The organism is Amycolatopsis sp. NBC_00348, from assembly GCF_036114655.1.
Taxonomy (GTDB): domain Bacteria; phylum Actinomycetota; class Actinomycetes; order Mycobacteriales; family Pseudonocardiaceae; genus Amycolatopsis.
In genome coordinates this window covers 2,507,537-2,529,414 of the sequence record NZ_CP107994.1, presented here as the reverse complement: position 1 = coordinate 2,529,414, position 21,878 = coordinate 2,507,537, and the positions used below count along the sequence as shown (strand labels likewise).

The window sequence follows — 21,878 nt, the reverse complement described above, 5'->3', positions numbered from 1 at the left end:
CTCCTGCTTCAGCGCTCGAGCTTGGGGATGGTGGTGGCGGCGGGTTCTTCGGCCGGGGCAGCGGCAGTGGCCCGCAGCTCCTCGATCCGCTCGACGAGGGTGGCCACCGTGGAGGATTCGAACAGCGTCTTCATCGCCAGCCGGGCGCCGGTGGTCTTGCGGACCTGGGCGATGAGCTGGATGGCGACCAGGGAGTTGCCGCCGAGGGCGAAGAAGTCGTCGTGGACGCCGATGCGTTCGACGCCGAGGACTTCGGCCCACTGCCGGGCGATCTCCGCTTCGAGGTCGGTGCGCGGGGCGACGTAGTCGTCCTGGGCCAGCGGGGTGGCCGCAGGTTCGGCGACTTCTTCGTTCTCCACCAACGCCTCGGCGGTGACCCGCCTGTCGAAGAGGTCCCGCACCGGGCGGGTGCTGATGACGACCTGGCCGCCGAGACCCGGCGTCAGCGCGCGCAGGAACGCCTCGGCGCCGTCGACCGGCCGGATCCCGGCTGACGTCCCCGCTGCCACGGAAGGCTTCTTGGCGAGACCGCCGCTGACCGCGTTCTCGTCGACCTGGCGCAGCACGAAGTCCTCGATCTCGGCCACCACGCGGCCGTCGTCGGCGCACAGCGTCAGGTCGGCGGCGATCACCTGGTCACCACCGGCGTCGCGGTAGCGCAGGTGGCTGTGGAAGCTCGCCGGGAGGACGTCGTGCACGACCACGCGGCCGTAGCTCATCGGCAGGTAGGTGCCGCTGCCCCGGCCGCGGCCGAACGCCGTCGCGATGTCCAGCAGCGCCGGGTGCAGGCCCCAGCCGGTGTCGCCGGCCGCCGCGTCCGGCGCGACGATCGACGCCAGTTCCTCGTGCTCGCCGAGGTGGTGGGTCCGCAGCGCGACCCAGCGCGGGCCGAAGGTGACCATGCTGGTCCGGCCGGTGCCGAAGCCGTGGCCGTCGTCGAGCACCGCGGTCCGGCCGCGGATGCCGTCGAGGTCCACAGTGGACACGTTCGGCGCCGGGACCCAGCCTGCGGAGCCACGGACGTGCGTCTTGGTCACGCCGGCCAAGCGGCTGGTCACGGTGAACCCGTCGCCGTCGAAGCCGACGCGGTACTCGGCGACCGAGCCTTCCGGGACCGAGAACGGTTCCAGGAACGCGACGTCCCGCAGTTCGACGACGTGGCCGTCGGCGGGCTTCGGCAGCGCCGCTTCGACCGCGGCCCGGACGGTCTCCAGGTGCCCGGTCCCGGGCACCACCGGGACGCCGGAAATCCGGTGCTCGTCGAGCAGCCAGTGCCCGGCCGCCGAGACGAGCCCGTGGACGCCGCCCGCGGAGCGCGTGGTCAGGACCGGGTGCGCGACCGGGCCGTCCGCACGCTCGCGCGTCGACCGGATCAACGACGGTGCTTCGACTTCGGCGGCCATGCCGACCTCGTCCCAGCCACCCCAGTCGTGCGCGACGACCCGGGCCTGCCAGCCGTGGTCGCCGCGGGCGTAGGCGTCGAGGAAGTTGTTGGCCGCGCAGTAGTCGACCTGCCCGAAGTCCCCCGACACCGAGGTGACCGACGAGCACAGGGCGACGAAGTCCATCGGCAGGTCCGAGAACGCCTCGGCCAGCGCGACGACGCCGCCGATCTTCGGGGCCAGCACGGCTTCGGCGGCCGAACGCTCCTTCACCTCGGCGACGCCGCCACCGGGCAGTCCGGCCGCGTGGACGATGCCGTCGAGGCCGCCGAACTCGCGCTCGGCCAGCTCCCGGACCTCCCGCAGCCGCGCCGGGTCGGTGACGTCGGCGGCGAGCACGTGCACCACCGCGCCGGCCGCTTCCATCCGCCGCACGGCGAGCATCGCGCGTCCGAGCCGGTCGGTGCCGCCCTGGGTGGCCAGGTGCGCGTCCCACTCCTCGCGTGGCAGTAAACCGTTGCGGGACAGCAGGATGAGCTTCGCGCGGACGCGCAGGGCGAAATCCTCGGCGAGGGTGATGCCGATCCCGCCCGTGCCGCCGGTGATCAGGTAGCGGCCGCCGTCGCGCAGGACCGGCGTCGCGGCTTCGGGCAGCGTGAGCTGCGTGTGGTCGAGGACCCAGCGGCGGCCGCGGCGCAGCGCGACCTCGACGTGGGCGTCCGCCGGCGCGGACAGCTCGGCGACGACGTCGGCGGAGAGCGTCTGGACGTCGATCCGGCGCACGACCGTGCCGGGCTGCTCCAGGGGAAGCACGCGGGCGATCCCGGCGAGCGTCGCGTGGTCGGGCCGGGTCAGGTCGGTGCCGGTGACGTCGGCGGTGCCGGTGCTCAGGACGTCGATCCGCAGCGGCTCGGCCCACGCCTGAACGAGGCTGAGCACGCTGAAGAACCCGCGGTCCTGGGCCGCCATCCCGGTCTCGGTGCCGCTCAGCGCCCACGCGTGCACGACCCGCTCGGGCCGGATGCCGAGCGCGGCGACCAGGTCGTCGTAGTCGGCGCGCTCCCCCGGCCGGACGGTGAACCCGCCGTCGACGGCGGCGAACCGCGCACCCGGCCGGACCTCGGTGACCGCGACACCGGCGTCGCGCAGCAGCCCGGGCAGGACGTCGTCGTCGACGAACGCCAGGCAGGAGGCGAACGGCTCGCGCCGCACCTCCGGCCCGGCCTGCCGCCACGACGGCACCGCGAACCACTCTTCGAGCGGCAACGGCCCGCTCGGCTTCACCGGCTCGGTCGTCGTCCCGGCGGGATCCGGGTCGACCCAGTACCGCTTGCGCGCGTAGGGATAGCCCGGCAGCGGCACGCGGAGTCCGGACGTCACCGCTTCCAGCGTCAGGCCGTGTGTCCACAGGAGACCGGCGGCCGCGTAGAGCGTTTCGACGTCGCCCTCGCGGTCGGTGCGGCCCGGCAGGCTCGGCTGCGGCGCGGGCAGGCCCTTCGGCACCTGGCCGCGGGCGAGCCCGGCCAGCTGGTGGCCGGGGCCGCACTCGACCAGGGCCCACCGCTCGCCGCCGGCGAACAGCGTCCGCACGCAGTCGCCGAAGCGGACGGCCTGACGCAGGTGCGCGGCCCAGTAGCCGGGATCGGTGGCCTGGGCGTCGGTGATCCAGCCACCGGTCAGGTTCGACAGGAACGGCAGCGACGGCGCCGAGCGCGGCACCGCGGCGACGGCTTCGGTGAACTCCGCCAGGATCGGGTCCATCATCGGCGAGTGGAACGCGTGCGACGTCACCAGCTCGCGGCACTGCACGTCGCTGGACTTGAGCCGCGCGGCGAAGTCGGCCACGACGTCGGCCGGGCCCGCGACGACGCACGTCCCCGGCCCGTTGACCCCGGCGATCGCGACGCCTTCGGGCAGCCGCTGCGTCACCGCGTCTTCGTCGAGCTGGATCGCGAGCATCGCGCCGGACGGCATCGACTGCATCAGCTCACCGCGCCGGACGACCAGCTTCAGCGCGTCGGCGAGGGTGAAGACCCCGGCCACGGTCGCGGCGACGTACTCGCCGATCGAGTGGCCGATCATCGCGCCGGGCCGGACGCCCCAGCTGCGCCACAGCGTGGTCAGCGCGTACTCGACGACGAACAGCACGGGCTGCGTGTACCGCGTCTCGCGCAGTTTCGCGTCGCCGCCGCGGTCGAGGATCAGCTCCTTCAGGCCCGCGATACCGGCCAGCTCGCAGCACTCGTCGACGGCCGCGGCGAACACCGGCTCACTGCGGTACAGCTCGGCGCCCATCCCCGCGTACTGGGAACCCTGGCCGGAGAACAGGAACGCGACCTTCAGCTCGTCGGCCTTCGCCGTGACCAGGCGACGCGGGTCACGGAGGCCGTCGACGGCGTCCTCGCTGTCCCGGGCGACGACGGCCGCGCGGTGGGCGTACTCGGTGCGCCCGGCCGCGAGGGTGTGCGCGACGTCGGCGAGGTCGAGGTCGATGTCCCCCGCCAGCCGGTCGGCCAGCCGGTCGACGGCGACGGACAGGGCGTCCGGCGTGTTCGCCGAGACCCGCAGCAGGTGCGCCGGGTGCGGCAGACGGCGGCGCTGCGGTACCGGCGCCTCCTCCAGCACGACGTGGGCGTTGGTGCCGCCGACGCCGAACGAGCTGACGCCGGCCCGGCGCGGGGCGTCACCCGCCTCCCACTTCGTCACCGTGCGCGCGGGGTAGAACGGGCTCGCCGGGAAGTCGATGCCCGGGTTGGGCTCGTCGTAGTTGATGGTCGGCGGGATGAGGCCGTGTTCCATGGCCAGGACGGTCTTGATCAGCGCCACCACCCCGGCGGCCTGGGACAGGTGACCGATGTTCGACTTGACCGAGCCGATGGCGCACCAGGCGGTGTCCGGCACGCCGTGGCCATACACAGTGGACAGTGAGGTGACCTCGATCGGGTCGCCCAGCGCGGTGCCGGTGCCGTGCGCCTCGACGTAGCCGATCGTGCGCGGGTCGACCCCGGCCATGCCGACGGCCTGGGCGATCGCCTCGGTCTGGCCGGCGACGCTGGGCGCCGAGAAGCCGACCTTGGTGGCGCCGTCGTTGTTGATCGCGTTGCCGAGCACCACCGCGCGGATGTGGTCGCCGTCTTCGATGGCCTGGGCCAGCCGCTTGACCAGGACCACGCCGACGCCGCTGCTCCACACCGTGCCGTTGGCCTCCGCGTCGAACGCGCGGACGTGCCCGTCGGGCGAGGTGAAGCCCTCGACACCCATGTAGCCGATGCCGTGCGGCATCTCCAGGTTCACGCCGCCGGCCAGCGCCATCTCGCACTCGCCGTTGCGCAGCGCCTCGCAGGCGAGGTGCACGGCGACCAGCGACGTCGAGCACGCCGTGTGCAGCGCCAGGCTCGGGCCGCGCAGGTTCAGCTTGTAGGACACCGACGTCGTCAGGTAGCTCGGCTGGTTGCCGGTCGACATCCCGATGCCGCCGTGCTGCGAGGCCATGATCCGCTCGTTGCGCAGCAGGTTCTCGATGAGGTAGCCGGTCCGGCCGGACCCGCCGTAGACGCCGATCGCGCCGCGGTAGCGGGCCGGGTCGTAGCCGCCGTCGGTCAGCGCGGAGTGGCAGGCCTCGAGGAACACGCGGTGCTGCGGGTCGGTGATCTCCGCTTCGCGGCTGGTCATGCCGAACAGCTCGGAGTCGAACTCGTCGAAGCCGTCGACGACCGTGGTGGCGTTGACCCAGCTGGGGTCTTCCAGCGTTTCCGGGTCGGCGCCGCGGGCCAGCAGTTCCTCGGGGGTGGCGGGCTTGATCGACTCGACGCCGTCGACGAGGTTGCGCCAGAACTGCCGGAGGTCGCCGGCGCCGGGGACGCGGGCGGCCATCCCGACGATCGCGATCGGTTCGGTGCCGGGTTCGCCGGTCTCGAAGTGGGTCACTGGTGGCGCTCCTGTTCGTGGCCGGTCGTGGCGGCCGGGCGGCGGGGTCTTCCGGACGGGGTGCGCCCGCGGCGGGCGGCGACCCGCTCGGCGGCGCGGGCCAGCGCGGTGTCGGGTTTGGCGCCGGCGGCCGCGTGCAGGTGGGCGGCGAGGGCGCGGACGGTGGGGTGGCTGAACAGCTCGACGACCGGGATGCGGCGGCCGAGCCGGGCGGTGACCTGGGCGTGCACCTGCATCAGGGCGAGCGAGTGGCCGCCGACGTCGAAGAAGTTGTCGGTGACGCCCACGCTTTCGACGCCGAGCACGTCTCGCCAGGCCTGCGCGATCACCGCCTCGGTCGCGGCGAGCGCGGCGACGTCGGTGACGACCGGAGCGGGTGCCGGCCGGGCGCGGGTCATCGCGCCCGGCGCGGCGGTGCGCACCGAAGGCCGCGGGGTCTCGGGCAGGCACGTCCCGACCGGCCGGTCGGGCATGGCGGCCAGCCCGGCGAGCAGGTCCGCGTAGTCCGCGGCGAGCGCGGTCATCCGGGCGGCGTCGAACAGGTCCGGGTTGTAGAGCAGCTCGACGCCGTGGCCGAGGACGTAGACGGTCAGGTCGAACGGCGACCCCGGCTTGGCGACGGGCAGCCAGCCGGCCCGCACGCCGGGCAGCTCCAGGCGCGGCTCGGTGAAGTTCAGGACGTTCACCATCACCTGCACCAGCGGCGCCCGAGCGGGATCGCGGTCGACGCCGAGGGCGGTCACGAGCTGCTCGATCGACGCCGCCGGGTGCGCGGTCGCGGCCAGCAGCTCGGCCCCGCCGCGCCGGGCGTGCGTCGCGAAGTCCGCGCCTTCGTCGGCGCGCAGCCGCACCGGCACGATGTCCACGAAGAACCCGGCGACGTCCTGGGTCTCGGGCAGCTGCCGGTCGGCGACGACGGTGGCGACCAGGTGGTCGTCCGCGCCGGTGAGCCGGTGCAGCAGCTGCCCGAACGCGGCCAGCAGCACCCCGGCCTGGGTGGTGCCGGTCAGCGCGGCCAGCTCCCGGACGGCGTCGGGGGCGCCGTCCGGGAACACCTGGTGCACGCTCGCGCCGTGGTAGGTCTGCACGGCGGGGCGTGGTCGATCGCGGGGTAAGTCCACTGTGGACGGAGCCCCGGCCAGGTGCTCGGTCCACCAGGCGAGGTCGACGGCTTCGCGACGGCGGTCGCGATCCGCGCGCCACGCCGCGTAGTCCGCGTAGGACGCGGCGAGCGGCAGCAGCGACGCCCCGGCGTAGGCCGCGGAGAGGTCGGCGCACAGCAGGTCCTGGGACCAGCCGTCGAACACGGCGTGGTGCAGGGTGAAGCCGAGCACGTGCTCGTCCGGCCCCAGCTCGTACAGCCGGACCCGCCACGGCGGCTCGCGGTCCAGGTGCACCGGGGTCGCCGCGTCGACGGCGAGCCGGTCGGCGAGGAACGGCTCGGTCAGGCTGGTCATCGGCACCGGAATGTCTTCCACGGGAAGGCATTCGGCCTGCGGGACGCCGTCGACCGGGCGGATCCGCCAACGCAGGATGTCGTGCCGTTCGGCCACCGCGCGCAGGGCGGCACGCAGCTTTTCCACGTCCAGCGGGCCGGTCAGCCGGAAGGCCATCGCGATGTTGTACGGCGCCGCGGCCGGGGCGAGCTGGTCCAGGAACCACAGCCGCCGCTGCGGCGGCGACAGAGTCGGCGCGTGCCCGGTGGTCAGGCCCGGCCCGGTCAGCGGCGCGGCCGCGGCCACCCGCCGGGCGACGCCGTCGAGGGTCCGCCCGGCCAGGACGTCCTCGGTGGCGACGTCGGCGGCCAGGTCCGCACGCAGGGCCGCGACCAGCCGCATCGCCGTGATCGAATCACCGCCGGCGGCGAAGAAGTCGGAGCCCGCGCCGGCGCCGAGCACCTTCCGCCACACCTGCGCGACCGCCCGGGCCACGGGCGTGTCCGGCTCGCCGAGGTCGGCGGGCGCCGCGCGTTCGGCCAGCGCGCGCAACGCGGGCCGGTCGATCTTGCCGGTCACCGGGTTCACCGGCAGGACATCGAGCCGCCGGATGACGGCCGGCCGCATCGCCTCGGTGAGCCGGTCGCCCGCGTAAGCCTGAACATCCTCGTCGGACGGCAGCGAGGCCGCAGGACCGGTCGCGACCTCGCCGGACGGCGCCCGGACGCCGCCCGAACCGGCGACATCGACACCCGGCGGCACCGAAGCCGGGGCGAGGAACGCGACCAGCCGGGTGCCACCCGGGCCCGGGACTGCTTCCACCGCGACCGCGCCCACCTGCGGGTGCGTGGCCAGTGCGGCCTCGACCTCGCCCAGCTCGATGCGCTGGCCACGGACCTTGACCTGCCGGTCGGCGCGGCCGGCGAACTCCAGCCGGCCGTCGGGCCGCACGCGCGCCCGGTCGCCGGTGCGGTAGGCGCGCTCCCCCGGCGTGAACGGGTCGGCGACGAACGTCCGCTCGGTCAGCTCCGGGCGGCCGAGGTACCCGGCGGCCACCCCCGGGCCGCCGATCAGCAGCTCGCCGACCTCGCCCGGCGGGACCGGGCGGAGGTCGGCGTCCACGACGTACGCGCGGTGGTTCGGCGTCGGCGTGCCCAGCGGCAGCGGGTCGGCGGGCCGGCCGGTCACCTCGTCGGTGACCACGACGACGGTCGTCTCGGTCGGGCCGTAGACGGTGAAGAAGCGGCGGCCGGGCAGCCAGCGGGCGGCCAGTCCGGCGGGCACCGGCTCCCCGCCGCAGGCCACGGTCCGCCAGCCCGGCACGTCCGCCGGGTTCAGCGTGGCGAGCAGCGTCGGCGTGATGAAACCCCAGTCGACGTCGTGCTCGACCACGAACCGGCGCAGCCGCTCGGGGTCGGCCCGGTCGGCCGAGCCGGCCAGCTGCACCGAGCCGCCGTGGGCCAGCGGCACGAAGACGTCCATGGTGAACGCGTCGAAGCCGGGCGAGGAGATGCCGAGCGCGCGGGTGCCCGGGCCGACGCCGAGGCGGGCGGCGAAGCCGGTGACGAACGCGACGACGTTGCGGTGGCTGGTGAGCACGCCTTTCGGCCGGCCGGTCGAGCCGGACGTGTAGAGCACGTGCGCGGTGCTGTCCGGGGTGGCCGGGCAGCCGCCGGGATCGGCGGGCGGCGGGACGTCGAGGGCGTCGATCCCTGCCACCGTGCCGAATTCCGCGACGGCGGCGTCGCCGATGACGAGCGTGACGCCGGCGTCGGCGGCGATCCCGGTCAGCCGCGCTCGCGGCCCGCCCGGCTCCAGCGGCACGTAACAGCCACCCGACAGCAGGACGCCGAGGACCGTCGCCACGAGCGCGGGACGCCGGTGGGCGCACACGCCGACCCGGGTTTCGACGCCCGCGCCGCGTTCGCGCAGCAGCGCCGCGACGCCCCAGGCGGCGGCGACCAGCTCAGCGTAGGTGAGCCGCTCGGCGCCTTGCCGCACGGCGAGCGCGTCCGGCGTCCGCCGTGCTTGCTCCAGGACCAGTCCGGCGACAGTGGTGTCCGGATAGGACAGTGGCGGGCCGTGCGTGCCCGCGACGGGCAGCGTGTCGGTCACGGTGAACTCCCCAGTTCGGTTTGCTGCCCGGGGCCGCGGTGGCGGCCGGGCTGGTGCGGGTCACGGGTGGTCACCCGTGACCGGCGGGTCGATCCAGAACCTGCTGCGCTGGAAGGGATACCCGGGCAACGGCACCCGGCCCGGATCCGCGCCGTCGTGCCGGGCGGCCCAGTCGACGTCGCCGCCGCTGACCCAGCGGGCGGCCAGTTCGTGGGCCGCGCCGGGTGGCCCGGCCACGTCGGCGCCGTCGGCGAGCAGGACGTCGAGGGCTTCGACGGCCTCCACAGTGGTCGTGGCGACCACGGCGGCGCGGGCCGCGAACTCCCGGCGTCCGACGGCGAGGGTGTAGGCGACGTCGGCCAGCGGTGGCGGGTCGTCGGCGAGCCGGTCACGCAGCCGGGAAAGCGCTTCGTGCAAGGCTTTCGCGTCCCGCGCGGAGACCGGCAGCACGTACGGACCGTCGGCGGTGACCCGCGGCCCGGCGGCCGGCGCCTCTTCGACGACGACGTGGACGTTGGTGCCGCCCATGCCGAACGAGCTGACCCCGGCCACCCGGCGGTCCGGGTCCGGCCAGTCGGCGGCCTTCACCGGGACGTACCAGGGGCCACCGGCCAGGTCGGCCTCCGGGTGCGGCGCGGTGAAGTGCAGGTTGGGCGGGATGACGCCGTGGCGCACGGAAAGCACGGTCTTGATCAGCCCGGCCACCCCGGCGGCGGCGTCGAGGTGCCCGATGTTCGTCTTGACCGAACCGAGCGCGCAGGTCCCCGGCGGCAGGTCGCCGTACACCCGGTTGAGCGCCGCCACCTCGATCGCGTCACCCAGGGGCGTGCCGCTGCCGTGCGCCTCGACCAGCCGCACCTCGGCCGGGTGAACCTCGGCGACGGCCAGCGCCTCGGCGACGGCGGCGGCCTGTCCGGCCGGCCCCGGCACGGCGTAGCCGGCGCGGTCGGGGCCGTCGTTGGTCATCGCCCAGCCGGGCAGCACGGCGTGGATGTGGTCGTGGTCGGCGAGCGCGTCGGCCAGCCGCCGCAGCACGACGACCCCGGCGCCGGAGCCGAACCCGGCGCCCTCGGCCGCGACGTCGAACGCGCGGCAGCGGCCGTCCGGTGAGGCGAGACCGCCGCTGCGGTAGCGCGGCCACGTGACGCTCACACCGCCGGCGAGTGCCAGGTCGCAGCGGTATTCGGCGAGGCTCTGCGCCGCGAGCCCGACCGCGGCGAGGGAGCTGGAGCAGGCGCTCTGGACGGCGATCGCGGGTCCGGTCAGGCCGAGCCGGTAGGCGACCTGGCCGGGCAGGTGGTCGGTGAGCTGGCGGCCGAGCAGCCGGCCCTCCCAGTCGTCGGGGTCGACGTCGCCGGTCACGGCCGGGTTCCCGAACAGGTGGAACAGGAAGTAGCGGTTCACCCCGGCGGAGGTGAAGACGCCGACCGGGCCGGTTTCCCGCGCCGGGTCGCGGCCCGCGTCCTCCAGGGCCCGCCACGCCGTCTCCAGGAAGAGCCGGTGCTGCGGGTCGGTGCGGGCGGCCTCGTCGGCGGTGAAGCCGAAGAACTCCGCGTCGAAGTCCTCGACGCCGTCGAGGCGCCCGCCGGCGCGGACGTGCGCCGGGTCGCCGCGCAGGCCGGGGCCGATGCCGAGCGCGGCCAGCTCGTCGTCGGTGTGGTCGTGGATCGAGTCGACGCCGGCGCACAGGTTCCACCAGAACGCCGGCGCGTCGGGCGCGCCCGGGAAGCGGCAGGCGAGCCCGACGACGGCGATCAGGTCACTGCCACCCTCGTCCGGCAGCGGCTCGACGGCCCGCGGACGGTCCGAAACGGACTCGCCGAGGTACGCCGCCTGGGCCGCGACGGTGGGGTGTTCCAGCAGGCCGAGCAGCGGAACGTCGGTGTCGAACTCAGCGGCGAGCCGCTGCTGGACCCGCCCCAGCAGCAGGGAATGCCCACCGACGTCGAAGAAGGCGTCGGTGACGCCGAAGCTCGCGTGGCCCAGGACGTCGCGCCAGATCGCGTGAACCCGCTGTTCGGCCTCGCTCATCGGCGGGACTTCAGCCGGTGCGGCGGGACGCGGGCCCGGAAGCGCTGCCTCGTCGAGCTTGCCGGTGACGGTCAGCGGGAACGCCGCCACGACGAGCACCGCCGACGGCACCGCGTAGTCGGGCAGGGCTTCGGCCAAGGCGGCCCGCAGCGCGGCCGGGTCCGGCCCGGGGTCGAGAGCCGGGACCACGTAGGCCAGCAGCTCACCGTCCCGGACGATGGCTCGCGCCTCCGCCACCTCGGCGTGCTCCGCGAGCTTCGCCTCGATCTCGGTCAGCTCGACGCGGAACCCGCGCACCTTGACCTGGCGGTCCAGCCGGCCGAGGCAGACGAGGGTGCCGTCCGGCAGCACTTCGCCGAGGTCGCCGGTGCGGTAGGTGCGGAGCCCCTCCTCGGTGGTGCCGAAGGCCGGGCTCGGCCGGTCGAGGTAGCCCGCGGCCAGGAACTCGCTCCGGACCTGCAGCTCACCGCCGTCCAGCACGGTCAGCTCGTAACCCGGGAGCGCGGTGCCGATCGGCAGCGGGCCGGTGGCGCCGGGGTCGACGTCGGCGCTGGTCAGCCGGTGGTGCGCGGCGAACGTCACCTCGGTCGCGCCGTAGCCGTTGACGAACACGGTGTCCGGCGCGAACCGGCCGCGGCGGACGTCGGCGTAGGTCGCCGGTTCGCCGCCCAGGAGCACGGTCCGCACCGACGGCAGGTCGCCGTCGAAGCTGTCCAGCAGGTAGCGGTAGACCGTCGGCGTCGAGTGGTAGACGGTCGCCTCGTGCCGCGCCAGCTCTCGCGCCGCGTGCGCGACGCCGTGGACGCGCAGGTCGACCGGCACCACGGCGGCGCCGGTGAGCAGCGCCGGGTACAGGTCCGGGATCGCGGCGTCGAAGCCGAAGGAGGCCAGCAGGCTCAGCCGGTCCGCCGCGGTGATCCCGAGGCTCGCGATCTGGTTGTCCACCACGTGCAGCAGGTTGCGGTGGGTCTGCGCGAACGCCTTGGGCGTGCCGGTGGAGCCCGACGTGAACAGCACGTAGGCCGGGCTGCCCGGGTCCGGATCGGGGACCGGCAGCGGCGCGGTCTCCGACCCGACCGGGACGACCCGGGCGGACCCGTTGTGGCACAAGGCTTCCGCGAGGTCGACGTGCTCGGCGTCGGCCAGCACGGCCGACACGCGCGCGGCGTCGACCTGGTGCGCGAGCCGCTCGCGCGGGAACGTCGGGTCCAGCGGGACGTACGCGCACCCGGCGGCGAGCGTGCCCAGGATCGCGGCGATCGCCCGGGTGCCGTGCCCGGTGACGAGCCCGACCCTCTCACCCGGCCGGACGCCCGCGTCGAGCAGCCGCGCGGCGTGGCCGCCGGCGAGCCCGGCCAGCCGGGCGTAGCTCACCACCGCGTCGTGCTCGACGACGGCGATCCGATCGGGCGAGCGCCGGACGACTCCTTCGAAGCGTCTGATGCAGCCGGCTTGCGTCATCGCTGTAGGTGGGCTCGTTCCGGCCGTGAATGGGCGCGCGGCAACCACAGCGGTGACGTCGACTTCATCTCACTCCCCAGTGCGATTCATGGCGAAGAATCACGCAAGGTTAAAGCTCAGGACGTCGCCTGGGGATACGTAATCCGCAGAGTTGGTCCGAATGGACTATCGATCCGGGTTCCGACATGGGGTTTTCCCACGTGATCGTCAGCGCGGCGCGTCCGGAACGTCGGCTTATGTCGCGCTGCCGACCACAGTGGACATCTGATCGACTACTCACTGCAACAATGCCGGAAAGTCATTCACGTGGTCGGATATTCACCGACTCCGGTCGCGGAAAACGAGTTCCCGCACGGCGCGGAGTGGCAATTTCACGAAATCGATCCAGAACGCGCTAACCCGCGTTCGCCAGGAGCCCGCCGCCCGCGGGCGTGTTCGCCATCAGGCACGCGTGGCACGGCATCCCGCGCAGGCCGTCCAGCACCTCGGCCTCGCCGGGGAAGATCGACTCGCCGCACAGGGCCGTCAGGTACTCGGGGACCGCGCCGGCTTCGGGGACGGGGATCAGGTGACAGACGCGTCTGCTCTCGCCGACGACGCCTCGGCGTAGCCGCACCAGTGCGAGCATCCCACCGTTTTCACCCATGATCGAAAGGTAGGCCCGAAACCGCAGGAAGACTTCGTGTCGGGGACCCAACGATCTTCGCCGGGTGTGGTCCACGACACCAAAGCTCAGAGGACCGCCCGGCCGAGCCGGTGGCAGAGGCTCAGCGCGAGCTCGACGTCCAGCCGGTTCGTCCCGAGCTCGCGCGGCAGCAGCTCCTGGGCCTTGCGGACGCGGTACTGCACGGAGTTCTTGTGCATCGTCAGCTCGGCCGCCGCAGCGGTGTAGCTGCCGCCGGAGGCGAGGAAGACGTGCAGGGTCTCGCGCAGGCGCCCGCAGTTCTCCTCGTCGGCGGCCAGCGGCCCGAGGGTGCTCGTGACCCACAGCCGGGCCGCGTTGAGGTCGGACGTCATCAGGGCCATCGTGCCGACCTCGCGGAAGGTCAGGACGCGGTCGCAGTGCTCGCCGGCCGCGAGGGCCAGCGCGTGCACCCGCAGGGCCTGGTGGTGGGTGTCGCGGAAACCGTCGACGCCGGTCGCGGGGTCGCCGACGGACACCCGGACGCCGGGTCCGGCCGTCGCGAGGACGTCGTCGAGCAGGGCGCGGCCGATCGTGACGTCCGGGCCGAGCGGCAGCCACACCCACGCGCTGGCCTCGTCACGCGGCACGAACAGCGGCCGGCCGTGGTCCTGGACGCGGCCGAGCACCGCGGCCGCGACCGACTCCAGCACCGACAGCACGTCGCCCACGGAGGCCTCGGCCGTGTGCCAGAGGATCATCCCGGCGTGCGTGCCGCGCAGCCGGTAGCCGATCACGGCCTCGGCCGCGTCGACGGACGCGGCGTCGAGCGGGCCGCGGTTCTCCGCCAGCAGGTCCTGCACCTTGGCCGCCCGCGCGGCGCTCCGGTTGAGCAGCCAGCGGTCGCGTTCGTCCTGGTAGACGGCGATCAGCTGCCGGGTCACCCGGGTGACGAACCCGAACACGACCTTCAGCAGCCGCCGCATCATCTCCCCCAGCAGCTCGGCGTCGCCGACCTGGCGGGTGCACTCCTGGAACCCGAAGTCGAGCATCGCGGCCTGCCCGACGTCGTAGGCCCGGATCAGGTCGAACACCGGGGTGCCGCGCTGGGCCAGCCGCCGCGCGTACTCCAGCGCGGCGGCCGGCGCCTCGACGTGGGCCGGGTCGATGCTGTGCTGGAGGATCTGCAGGCCGGTCTCGATGTTCTGGTAGACGCTCGCGGTCAGCAGGCTGACCATGCGCTCGTCGTCGTGGACCAGCTGCGGCAGTTCGGCGGCGTAGAGCTGCACCAGCTCACCGGTGAGATCACCGGCCCGGTCGGCCAGCGAGGCGGCGACCTGCCGGATCCGCTCCGAGACGACTTCTTCGTCCACCATGGAGCCACTCTAGAGGGAAACGATCATGCTTTCACCAGGAACTCGTCGATGAGTTCGAACGTCGCGGCCGGGTTCTGCACCGCGGGCATGTGTCCCGCGCCGGCGACGACCTCGAACCGGGCGTCCGCGAACCCCGCCGCGTAGGCCGCGCCGAACGCCGGCGTGACGACCGTGTCGTCCTCGCCCCAGATCAGCAGGGCCGGGATCCGGACCCGGGCCAGCCGGCGCAGCAGCTTCGGGTCGCCCATCGTCGTGCCGGTGTAGACCTGCATCGCCGCCAGGTCGGCGGGCGCGGGCCCACGCCCGGGCCCGGGCGTGGGCGCGCCGGGCGGCGGCTGCGGCAGCGACACCGGCAGCCCCGCGATCTGCGGGCCGATGCCGTCGAGCACGACCAGCGCGCCGATCCGGTGGCCGCGGTCGCGCACGGCCATCTCGGCCGCGACCCACCCGCCGAACGAGCTGGCCACGACGACGACGCCGGTGAGGTCTTCGTCCTCCAGCAGGTCGAGGTAGGTGACGGCGAGGCTGTCGACGCCGGTGAACCACTCCGGGCGCGGCGTGCCGCCCCAGCCCGGGTGGGTCGGCGCGAGCACGCGGTTCTCCGGCGCGAAGTGCTCGACGACCGGCGCGACGCCCCGGGGTCCGGCGCCGCCGTGCAGGGCGAGCACGGGCCGGCCCGCGCCGCCGGTGTCGGTGAGGTGCAGTTCCAGTTCCGGGTCGGGCCGGAGGATCTTCTCGGTCATGGCAGTGCCTTTCGGGTAAGGGTTTCAGTGCGAGAGCATCAGGTCGACCATCGCGGCGGGCGCGTCCGGCCGGAAGCTCTCGACGAGGTTGTCCGCCGACCCGCGCGCGGCTTCTTCCGCTCGCGGGAACAACGCGGTTTCGTAGGCCGAGAGAGCGCTTTCGACGTCGTCGTGCTCCGCCAGCGCGACGGCCAGCTCGGCGGCGTCGAGCATCGCGAGGTTGGCGCCCTCGCCGGCGAAGGGCGACATCACGTGCGCGGCGTCGCCGAGCAGCGTCACGCCGGGGACCCGCGCCCACCGGTGCCCGACCGGCAGGGCGTGGATCGGCCGCGCGATCAGGGTGTCGTCGCTCTCGGCGATGAGCGCGCGCAGCCCGGCGTCGAAGCCGGCGAACACGTCGAGCAGCCGCGCGCGGGTCCCGGCCGGGTCGGCCGGGTCGACAAGACCGGTCACCGTCTCGGCCGGTGCCTGCACCGCGGCGTAGACCCGGACCCGGCCGCCGCCGTTGCGCTGGGCGATCAGGCCTTTCCCGTCGGCCAGCGCGAACATCGAGCCGGTGCCGACCAGCGCGGCCACCGCCGGGTGCGTGGTGTCCACATCGGACAGATGAGCCTCCACGAACGACAGTCCCGAGTAGACCGGGACGGCATCCGACAACAGCGGCCGGACCTTCGACCAGGCGCCGTCCGCGCCCACGACCAGGCCGGACTCGACGACTTCACCGGTGTCCAGGGTGATCCGGCCGGGCGCCACCGCGGTCACCTTCGTCCCCCAGCGGACGACGCCGTCCGGCAGGGAGCCGACGAGGATCCGCTTGAGCGCGCCGCGGTCGACCTCGGGCCGGGTGCCGCCGCTCGCGTCGGCGGTCTCTTCGAACCGGACGACGCCGTGCTGGTCCAGGATGCGCAGCGCCTCGCCCTCTTCACGGGCGATCGCGCGGAATTCGCCGGTCAGGCCGGCTTCGGCCAGCGCGTGCTGACCGGACTCCTCGTGCAGGTCCAGGGTGCCGCCCTGGTCGCGGGCGGCCGGGGACGCGTCGAGTTCGTAGACGGTCGCGGCGATCCCGCGGGTGTGCAGGACGCGGGCCAGCGTGAGGCCGCCCAGGCCGCCGCCGACGATCGTGACGGGGGTAGTGGTCATCGGTGCTCCTCGATCGGGGGGCGCGCGGTGCTCAGCGCGCCGTTCAGCAGGACGTCGAACGCCCACCGCACGCGGGACGGGCCCGGGCCGGACACGAGGTCCGGCCCCAGCGCGGCGATGTACGGGTGGGTTTCGGCGGAGAGACCGGCGAGCGACTCCACCAGCACGTCGTGCTCGCGCTCGGCGCCGGGCTTCTCCTGGCGGCCGCCGGTTTCGACGGCGGTCGCGGTGGCGATCAGCAGCAGGACGTCGACGGCCCACGCGGCCTGGCCCGGCGGCATCCCGCCCTCGTCGAGCAGCGCGAGCACCGCTTCGACGACGGCCAGGTAGTGCGGCCCGCTCAGCCGGGTCACCAGCGCGACCCGGGCCAGGCTCGGCTGGGCGAACAGCACCGAGCGGTAGGAGCCCAGCACCGCCCAGAGCCGGTCGCGCCACTCCCCCGCGCCGCCGTCGCCGAGGTCGACCTCGGCGAGCAGCTCGTCGAGCATCGCGGCGTGCAGTTCCTCGGTGTCCTTGACGTACACGTAGAGCGAAGCGGGGCCGGTGTCGAGCTCCTTGGCCAGCCGGCGCATGGTGACGCGCTCGACGCCTTCGGCGCGCATGACGTCGACGGCCGTCGCCACGATGCCCGCGCGGGTCAGCGCCGGCTTCGCCGGGCGTTCACGGCGGCTGGGGGTGCTGTTCCGGTCCATGCGTCCACTGTAGCGAACATGTTCGTTACGAGCACGTTCGAAACGAACATGTTCGTATGGCGCCGGTCACAACCCTGGAGGCAGTGACACGAGAAATCAGGGGCCGAGGGTCCGCGGCCGGCGGCGTTCGGGCGTGGCCAGGACGGCCCAGACCACCTTGCCACCCGTCCAGCGCTTGCTGCTCCCCCAGGCCCGGGCGGTCTGCGCCACGATCCGCAGACCCAGGCCGGGCTCGAGCAGGTCGGGCCGCTCCAGCAACACCGCGGGCCGCGGATCGTCGTCGCTCACGGCGATCGTCAGCAGCTCCCGCCGCAGCTCCAGCCGCAGCCGCGGGAGCGACGTCGTGTGCCGGGACGCGTTGTCGGCCAGCTCCGCCGCGATGAGCGTGCCGTCGTACTCCAGGGCGGGCACCCCCCATTCACCGGTCCGCGCGCGGACGAACGCGCGAGCCTGGGCGATGCCGTCGTCCCCGCGCGCGAGCGTCCGCTCGGCACGGCGGCGGATCGGGTGGGGCAGCGCTTTCTCGGCGGCTTCGACGTCGGCGTGCACCGGCACGAACCGGTCCAGACCGAACGCGTCGAACGCTTCGATGTGCGTGGACTGCTGCGTCACCAGCGAGAACGGGATGCCCGGCCAGCGCTCGAGCCGGGTGGCGACGAACGGGAACAGACTGGGCGAGTGCCGCTCGAGAACGAGCCCGTCGATGTCGGCGATCACCCCCGGCGGGCTGTCCGCGGCGATCTTGAGGAGACCGTCGCGCAGGAAGGGGTAACCGGTGATGTCGAGCCGCCCGGTCACGCGGACCAGGGCGCTCGCCTCCCGGTTCCGCAGCTCGAGCCCGATGCCCTCAGGCACGGGCACCGGCCGGACGGCGCGACCGCGCCCTCGGATTCATGGCCACCACGCTAGTCCTCGGCCGGGACCGCGCAAAGGGCCCATCGCGCGGCAGTGCAACCGGACGCGGCCTTCGGGCGTGTAGTGCTCGACGCCTGGGGAGGACGCCATGTCACCGTACCCACTGCAGGACGGCGAGCGAGTGCTCTGGTCGGGAGCACCGACGCGACGCCGACGTTGGCTTCGCGAGCACCACGTGCTGTTGTTCGGCGCCTTGCTGCTGGTCGCGGCCGTCGCCACCGCCATCGTCGTCGACCGGCGGAACGCGCAGTACCTCGGACTGTTCACCACCCTCCTGTTCGGGTTCGGCATCTTCTGGTCCCGGCGGCTGGCCAACCGCCGGGCCCGCCTCGACGTCGAGACCTACTTCGTCACCGACCGGCGCGTCGTTTTCGTGGCGCAGTGGCCGACCGGCGCGGAGTTCCGCTGGGCGTGGCTGAACCGGCTGGGCCCGGCTCAGGTGAAGACCGGCGCCGACACGGTCACCTTCGGGACGAGCTTCGCGGCCCGCTGGCGCGTGGCCAATCAGAACCACGAGGGCGCCTGGGCACCGTTCGTGCCGGAGCTGTGGGCGATCCCGGACGCCGAACGGGTCGCCGCGTTGATCCGGCAGGCCCAGTCCGCGCCGTTTCCGAAAAGAACCGGAAACATTCTCGAAACCCAGCGCGGACCAGTGCGCTAACTGGTCTGGACCAGACGGGAGAAATACCCCAGAATTCCGGGCTTTCTCTTGCCTGACAAAGCGACCTGCGGTAACGCGGACTCAACCGAACCAGGTTCGGTGTTTTCCCTGGAAGATTTCCGCATGCGACTTTCGGCGGTGTGCCGCATCCCGGCAGGCCGGTATATCTGGTGCTACCGAATCCGCAATGGCCGGGCCCCGCGCGCCGGCCGGCCGGATGCCGCCCGCACCCCGCCTCCCGGAGGAACCATGCACCGCCTGGCCCCGGCCCGCGAACACGTCATCGGGCTCTTCCGCATCGTCATCGGCTTCCTCTTCGCCTGCCACGGCGTCAAGGCGCTGTTCGGCCTCTTCGGCGCGAAGTCCGCCGTCGCCGTCGGCGTCTGGCCGCAGTGGTGGGCCGCGATCATCCAGCTCGGCTGCGGCGCACTGGTCTGCGTCGGGATCGGCACCCGGGTCGCCGCTGTGCTCGGCTCCGGCTCGATGGCGTTCGCCTACTTCACCGTGCACCTGCCGGTCGCGCTGCTCCCGATCCAGAACGGCGGCGAGGACGCGGCCCTGTTCTGCTGGACACTGCTGGCCGTCGCGTTCATCGGCCCCGGCCGCTTCGCGCTGAGCAACCTCCTTGCCCGGCAAGCGGTTTCGGCGCCGGATCACCTCCGGGCGACCGAGCTGGCGTCCTAGGGGCGCGAGATGCCGACGCCGCTACGGGCGTCGGCGCCGTACTTCGCCAGCTCGCGCGCGAGGTCCAGCCGGCCCGTGGCCTTGCTCGGGTCACGGTCGGCGTCGGTCAGCAGCTCGCGCGGGATGATCCAGACGACCTCGAACTCGATCCCGCTGGGATCCTTGGCGTACAACGACTTCGTGGTGCCGTGGTCGGACGAGCCGACGAGCGCGCCGGCCGCTTCGAGGCGGCCGGCGAGGCGGTCCAGGTCGCCGAGGGTGTCGACCTCCCACGCGAGGTGGTAGAGACCGACCGACGTCTTCCCGGCGCCCGAGTCCTCGGCGTGCGCGCCGAGCTCGAACAGGCCGAGGTCGTGGTCGTTGGTCGAGCCGGGCGCCCGCAGGAAGGCCGCGCCGCGGTGCGCGTCGCCGCCCTCGATGTAGTCGAAGCCCAGCAGGTCCCGGTAGAACGCGACGCTCTCGGCCACGTTCCGGACGTACAGCACGGCGTGGTTCAGGCGAAAGATCGACATCGGCTCTCCTGGCCCGTGCTGCTGCGCGCGCGAATAGGTTGAAGTTTCAACTTGAGGCTAGGCGCGAACGAGCAAACGGTCAAGCGAGCACAAGCAGCCCTCGATCACCCCGGAAGACCCACTCTCCGTGGGTCCTGCGACCGACCGGGCGACAAACCTTCGACACCGTATCGAGGCCCTGGTCGGACGGCCCGGGAGTTCGTAGGGTGGTTGCACCGCGGGACATCGTGTCAGCTGTCCCGCGGGCGGTGATGCCCCTGGATCCGACCTTTCCCCGAAGCCTCGCCCGGGGGCATCACCCTCACACTCGATCACCCTCAAGCTCAGCTGACCGTGCCGCTCTCCCACCACCAGCTCTGCGAGCCGTAGGCGTACTCGACACGGCTGTCGACGTGCTGGTGGGCGTCCGAGAGCGTGTAGCGCTCCAGCCCGGAGAACCCGCAGGCCTCGGCGAGGACGTAGACCTGGCGCGTGCTCAGGCCGCTGACGTAGCAGTCGGCCGCCGTGCCGTACACGTGCATGCTGTTCGACGCGCCGCCGATGGCCTGGTTGTGCGCGACACTGCGGAAGCCCGACGAGATCGTGATCGCCCGGTTGCCCGCCTTCGTCCGCAGGGCTTCGAGCTTGTACATCAGCCGCCGGACGTTCTCCTTGACCGTCGCCGAGCCGACCTTGCCGCCCCCGAAACCCGTACCGTCGTTGGACGTGAACTCGCTGAATTCGAAGTGCGCGGTCGAGCCGTCGGCGGATTCCAGTGCGTTGAGGGCCGCGAAGTCGTCCGCGTCGGCAGCGCCGTCGGCCGTCAAGTGGTTCGCGGCCTGGAACCGCTTCAGCGCCGCCTCGGTGCCGGGACCGAAGTCGCCGTCGACGGCGACGTAGGTCTGCTTCGGGCCGTCGGCGGCCCAGCCCGCGACGCGGATCTGCAGCTCCGTCACCGCGGCACCGGTCGAGCCGGACCGCAGCGACGACGGCCACGTGTAGGCCGCCGCGACCCCGGGGAACGCCGTCATCGCGGCGAGGCCGCCGGCCAGGGCGACCCCGGTCCCGGCCGCGGCCTTGAGCAGGGTGCGGCGGTCGAAACCGGCGGACGGGCGGAACGGGCTCATCGAGGCCTCCGGAGTGCTCGGCGAACGGGCCCGCAGGAGACACCGGGTGGCCAAACATCGGCCAACACCCCGGCGACCCGGCGCCGGAATCCGCCTCGGCCGGCACGTAGCCCGTGAATCCTTGACGATCACCCAGTCTCACGCTCGGTCACGATGTACTGAGCCGATCCATTTACATACATGGCGTATGTATGTAACCATGAGCCGCATGACGAGAAGCGAATCCCTGGGCCGGGAACGCCGGGTCCGGTTGCCGGCCGGCGAGGTGCGGTACTTCGAGCGGGGCAGCGGCGCGCCGGTGGTGTTCGTCCACGGCGTGCTGACGAACGCCGAGCTGTGGCGGAAGGTGGTGCCGGACGTCGTGGCGGCCGGATTCCGTTGTGTAGCTCCGGATCTGCCGCTGGGCTCGCACGACCTCCCGATGGGGGCGGACGCCGACCTCTCCCCCGCGGGCGCCGCCGACGTGCTCGCGGACTTCCTGGACGCGCTGGACCTGCGCGACGTCACGCTGGTCGCGAACGACACCGGCGGCGCGCTGACGCAGATCCTGCTCAGCCGGCGTCCGGAGCGGGTCGGGCGGGTCGTGCTCACGCCGTCCGACTGCTTCGAGTACTTCTTCCCGCCGATCTTCAAGCCGCTGCCGGTGATCGCGCGGATCCCGGGGTCGATGGCCGTGCTCGGCCAGCTCCTGCGCATCCGCGCGCTCTACCCGCTGCCGATGCTGTTCGGCTGGGTGGTCAAGCGGCCGCTGCCCGACGCCATCGCGCAGGCCTACCTCGCGCCCCTGCGCAAGTCCGCCGGGGTGCGGCGCGACCTGCGCAAGCTGCTGCGGGACGTGCACCCGCGGCACACGCTGGCCGCCGCGGCGGCGCTGCGGACCTTCGACCGGCCGGTGCTGCTCGCCTGGGCGAGCGAGGACAAGCTGTTCCCGATCGCGCTCGCCCACCGGCTCGCCGCGCTGCTGCCGGACGCGACGCTCGTCGAGATCGCGGACTCCTACACGTTCGTCTCCGAGGACCAGCCCGCCGTGCTGGCCCGCCACGTCGTCGAGTTCGCGGGCGTCATGGCAGATTAG

General features: G+C 73.4%; 14 protein-coding genes. 3 read left to right on the top strand and 11 right to left on the bottom strand.

The annotated features are described in order from the left end of the window. Positions 1-8: 8 nt before the first annotated feature. The 9 genes from OHS58_RS11385 to OHS58_RS11345 form a co-directional block, all read right to left on the bottom strand. Complete coding sequence (locus tag OHS58_RS11385) at positions 9-5,309, bottom strand: type I polyketide synthase (RefSeq protein ID WP_328648197.1); 5,301 nt, start codon at positions 5,307-5,309, stop codon at positions 9-11. Continuing rightward, positions 5,306-8,860 (bottom strand): amino acid adenylation domain-containing protein, encoded by a 3,555-nt coding sequence (locus OHS58_RS11380; protein WP_328648196.1) that lies wholly within the window; start codon positions 8,858-8,860, stop codon positions 5,306-5,308. Before OHS58_RS11380 ends, OHS58_RS11385 begins: the two co-directional genes overlap by 4 nt. 60 nt (positions 8,861-8,920) lie before the next feature. After that, positions 8,921-12,352, bottom strand: coding sequence for a beta-ketoacyl synthase N-terminal-like domain-containing protein (locus OHS58_RS11375; protein ID WP_328648195.1), 3,432 nt, complete (start codon positions 12,350-12,352; stop codon positions 8,921-8,923). Positions 12,353-12,746: 394 nt separating this feature from the next. Beyond that, positions 12,747-12,998 carry a hypothetical protein gene (locus OHS58_RS11370; protein WP_326953086.1) on the bottom strand — a complete coding sequence of 84 codons (252 nt, stop codon included), beginning with the start codon at positions 12,996-12,998 and terminating at the stop codon, positions 12,747-12,749. 86 nt (positions 12,999-13,084) lie between these two features. Beyond that, positions 13,085-14,350 (bottom strand): PucR family transcriptional regulator, encoded by a 1,266-nt coding sequence (locus OHS58_RS11365; protein ID WP_328648194.1) that lies wholly within the window; start codon positions 14,348-14,350, stop codon positions 13,085-13,087. A gap of 23 nt (positions 14,351-14,373) precedes the next feature. Next, entirely contained in the window at positions 14,374-15,093 is a 720-nt protein-coding gene (locus OHS58_RS11360) for an alpha/beta fold hydrolase (protein WP_328648193.1), read from the bottom strand. 24 nt (positions 15,094-15,117) lie between these two features. Then, complete coding sequence (locus OHS58_RS11355; RefSeq protein ID WP_328648192.1) at positions 15,118-16,233, bottom strand: FAD-dependent oxidoreductase; 1,116 nt, start codon at positions 16,231-16,233, stop codon at positions 15,118-15,120. Then, positions 16,230-16,925 carry a TetR/AcrR family transcriptional regulator gene (locus OHS58_RS11350; RefSeq protein WP_328648191.1) on the bottom strand — a complete coding sequence of 232 codons (696 nt, stop codon included), beginning with the start codon at positions 16,923-16,925 and terminating at the stop codon, positions 16,230-16,232. The genes OHS58_RS11355 and OHS58_RS11350 overlap by 4 nt, the downstream gene beginning before the upstream one ends. A gap of 96 nt (positions 16,926-17,021) precedes the next feature. Continuing rightward, a complete protein-coding gene (locus OHS58_RS11345; RefSeq protein WP_328648190.1) occupies positions 17,022-17,786 on the bottom strand; it encodes an ATP-binding protein in 765 nt (254 codons plus the stop codon). A gap of 142 nt (positions 17,787-17,928) precedes the next feature. On the opposite strand from OHS58_RS11345, the gene OHS58_RS11340 reads away from it, so the two are divergent. After that, positions 17,929-18,501 (top strand): hypothetical protein, encoded by a 573-nt coding sequence (locus OHS58_RS11340; RefSeq protein WP_328648189.1) that lies wholly within the window; start codon positions 17,929-17,931, stop codon positions 18,499-18,501. Between the two features lie 249 nt (positions 18,502-18,750). Continuing rightward, the gene (locus tag OHS58_RS11335) at positions 18,751-19,185 is read left to right on the top strand and encodes a DoxX family protein (protein WP_326949886.1); all 435 of its coding nucleotides are present in this window, start codon (positions 18,751-18,753) and stop codon (positions 19,183-19,185) included. Here OHS58_RS11335 and OHS58_RS11330 read toward each other — a convergent pair. Beyond that, complete coding sequence (locus tag OHS58_RS11330) at positions 19,182-19,697, bottom strand: VOC family protein (RefSeq protein WP_247052102.1); 516 nt, start codon at positions 19,695-19,697, stop codon at positions 19,182-19,184. The two genes, OHS58_RS11335 and OHS58_RS11330, sit on opposite strands and share 4 nt — an antisense overlap. 323 nt (positions 19,698-20,020) lie before the next feature. Beyond that, on the bottom strand, positions 20,021-20,803 hold the full coding sequence (locus OHS58_RS11325) for a D-Ala-D-Ala carboxypeptidase family metallohydrolase (protein WP_328648188.1): 783 nt from the start codon (positions 20,801-20,803) through the stop codon (positions 20,021-20,023). A 208-nt stretch (positions 20,804-21,011) separates the two neighbouring features. Here OHS58_RS11325 and OHS58_RS11320 point away from each other — a divergent pair, with 208 nt between their 5' ends. Next, entirely contained in the window at positions 21,012-21,878 is an 867-nt protein-coding gene (locus tag OHS58_RS11320; RefSeq protein ID WP_328648187.1) for an alpha/beta fold hydrolase, read from the top strand.

Excerpts from the sequence above, each read along its gene's own strand:
- OHS58_RS11320 (WP_328648187.1), top strand. The coding sequence starts at position 21,012 with ATGACGAGAAGCGAATCCCTGGGCCGGGAACGCCGGGTCCGGTTGCCG.
- OHS58_RS11335 (WP_326949886.1), top strand. The coding sequence starts at position 18,751 with ATGCACCGCCTGGCCCCGGCCCGCGAACACGTCATCGGGCTCTTCCGC.
- OHS58_RS11370 (WP_326953086.1), bottom strand. The coding sequence starts at position 12,998 with ATGGGTGAAAACGGTGGGATGCTCGCACTGGTGCGGCTACGCCGAGGC.
- OHS58_RS11375 (WP_328648195.1), bottom strand. The coding sequence starts at position 12,352 with ATGACGCAAGCCGGCTGCATCAGACGCTTCGAAGGAGTCGTCCGGCGC.
- OHS58_RS11360 (WP_328648193.1), bottom strand. The coding sequence starts at position 15,093 with ATGACCGAGAAGATCCTCCGGCCCGACCCGGAACTGGAACTGCACCTC.
- OHS58_RS11325 (WP_328648188.1), bottom strand. The coding sequence starts at position 20,803 with ATGAGCCCGTTCCGCCCGTCCGCCGGTTTCGACCGCCGCACCCTGCTC.
- OHS58_RS11365 (WP_328648194.1), bottom strand. The coding sequence starts at position 14,350 with ATGGTGGACGAAGAAGTCGTCTCGGAGCGGATCCGGCAGGTCGCCGCC.
- OHS58_RS11355 (WP_328648192.1), bottom strand. The coding sequence starts at position 16,233 with ATGACCACTACCCCCGTCACGATCGTCGGCGGCGGCCTGGGCGGCCTC.
- OHS58_RS11330 (WP_247052102.1), bottom strand. The coding sequence starts at position 19,697 with ATGTCGATCTTTCGCCTGAACCACGCCGTGCTGTACGTCCGGAACGTG.
- OHS58_RS11350 (WP_328648191.1), bottom strand. The coding sequence starts at position 16,925 with ATGGACCGGAACAGCACCCCCAGCCGCCGTGAACGCCCGGCGAAGCCG.
- OHS58_RS11340 (WP_328648189.1), top strand. The coding sequence starts at position 17,929 with ATGTCACCGTACCCACTGCAGGACGGCGAGCGAGTGCTCTGGTCGGGA.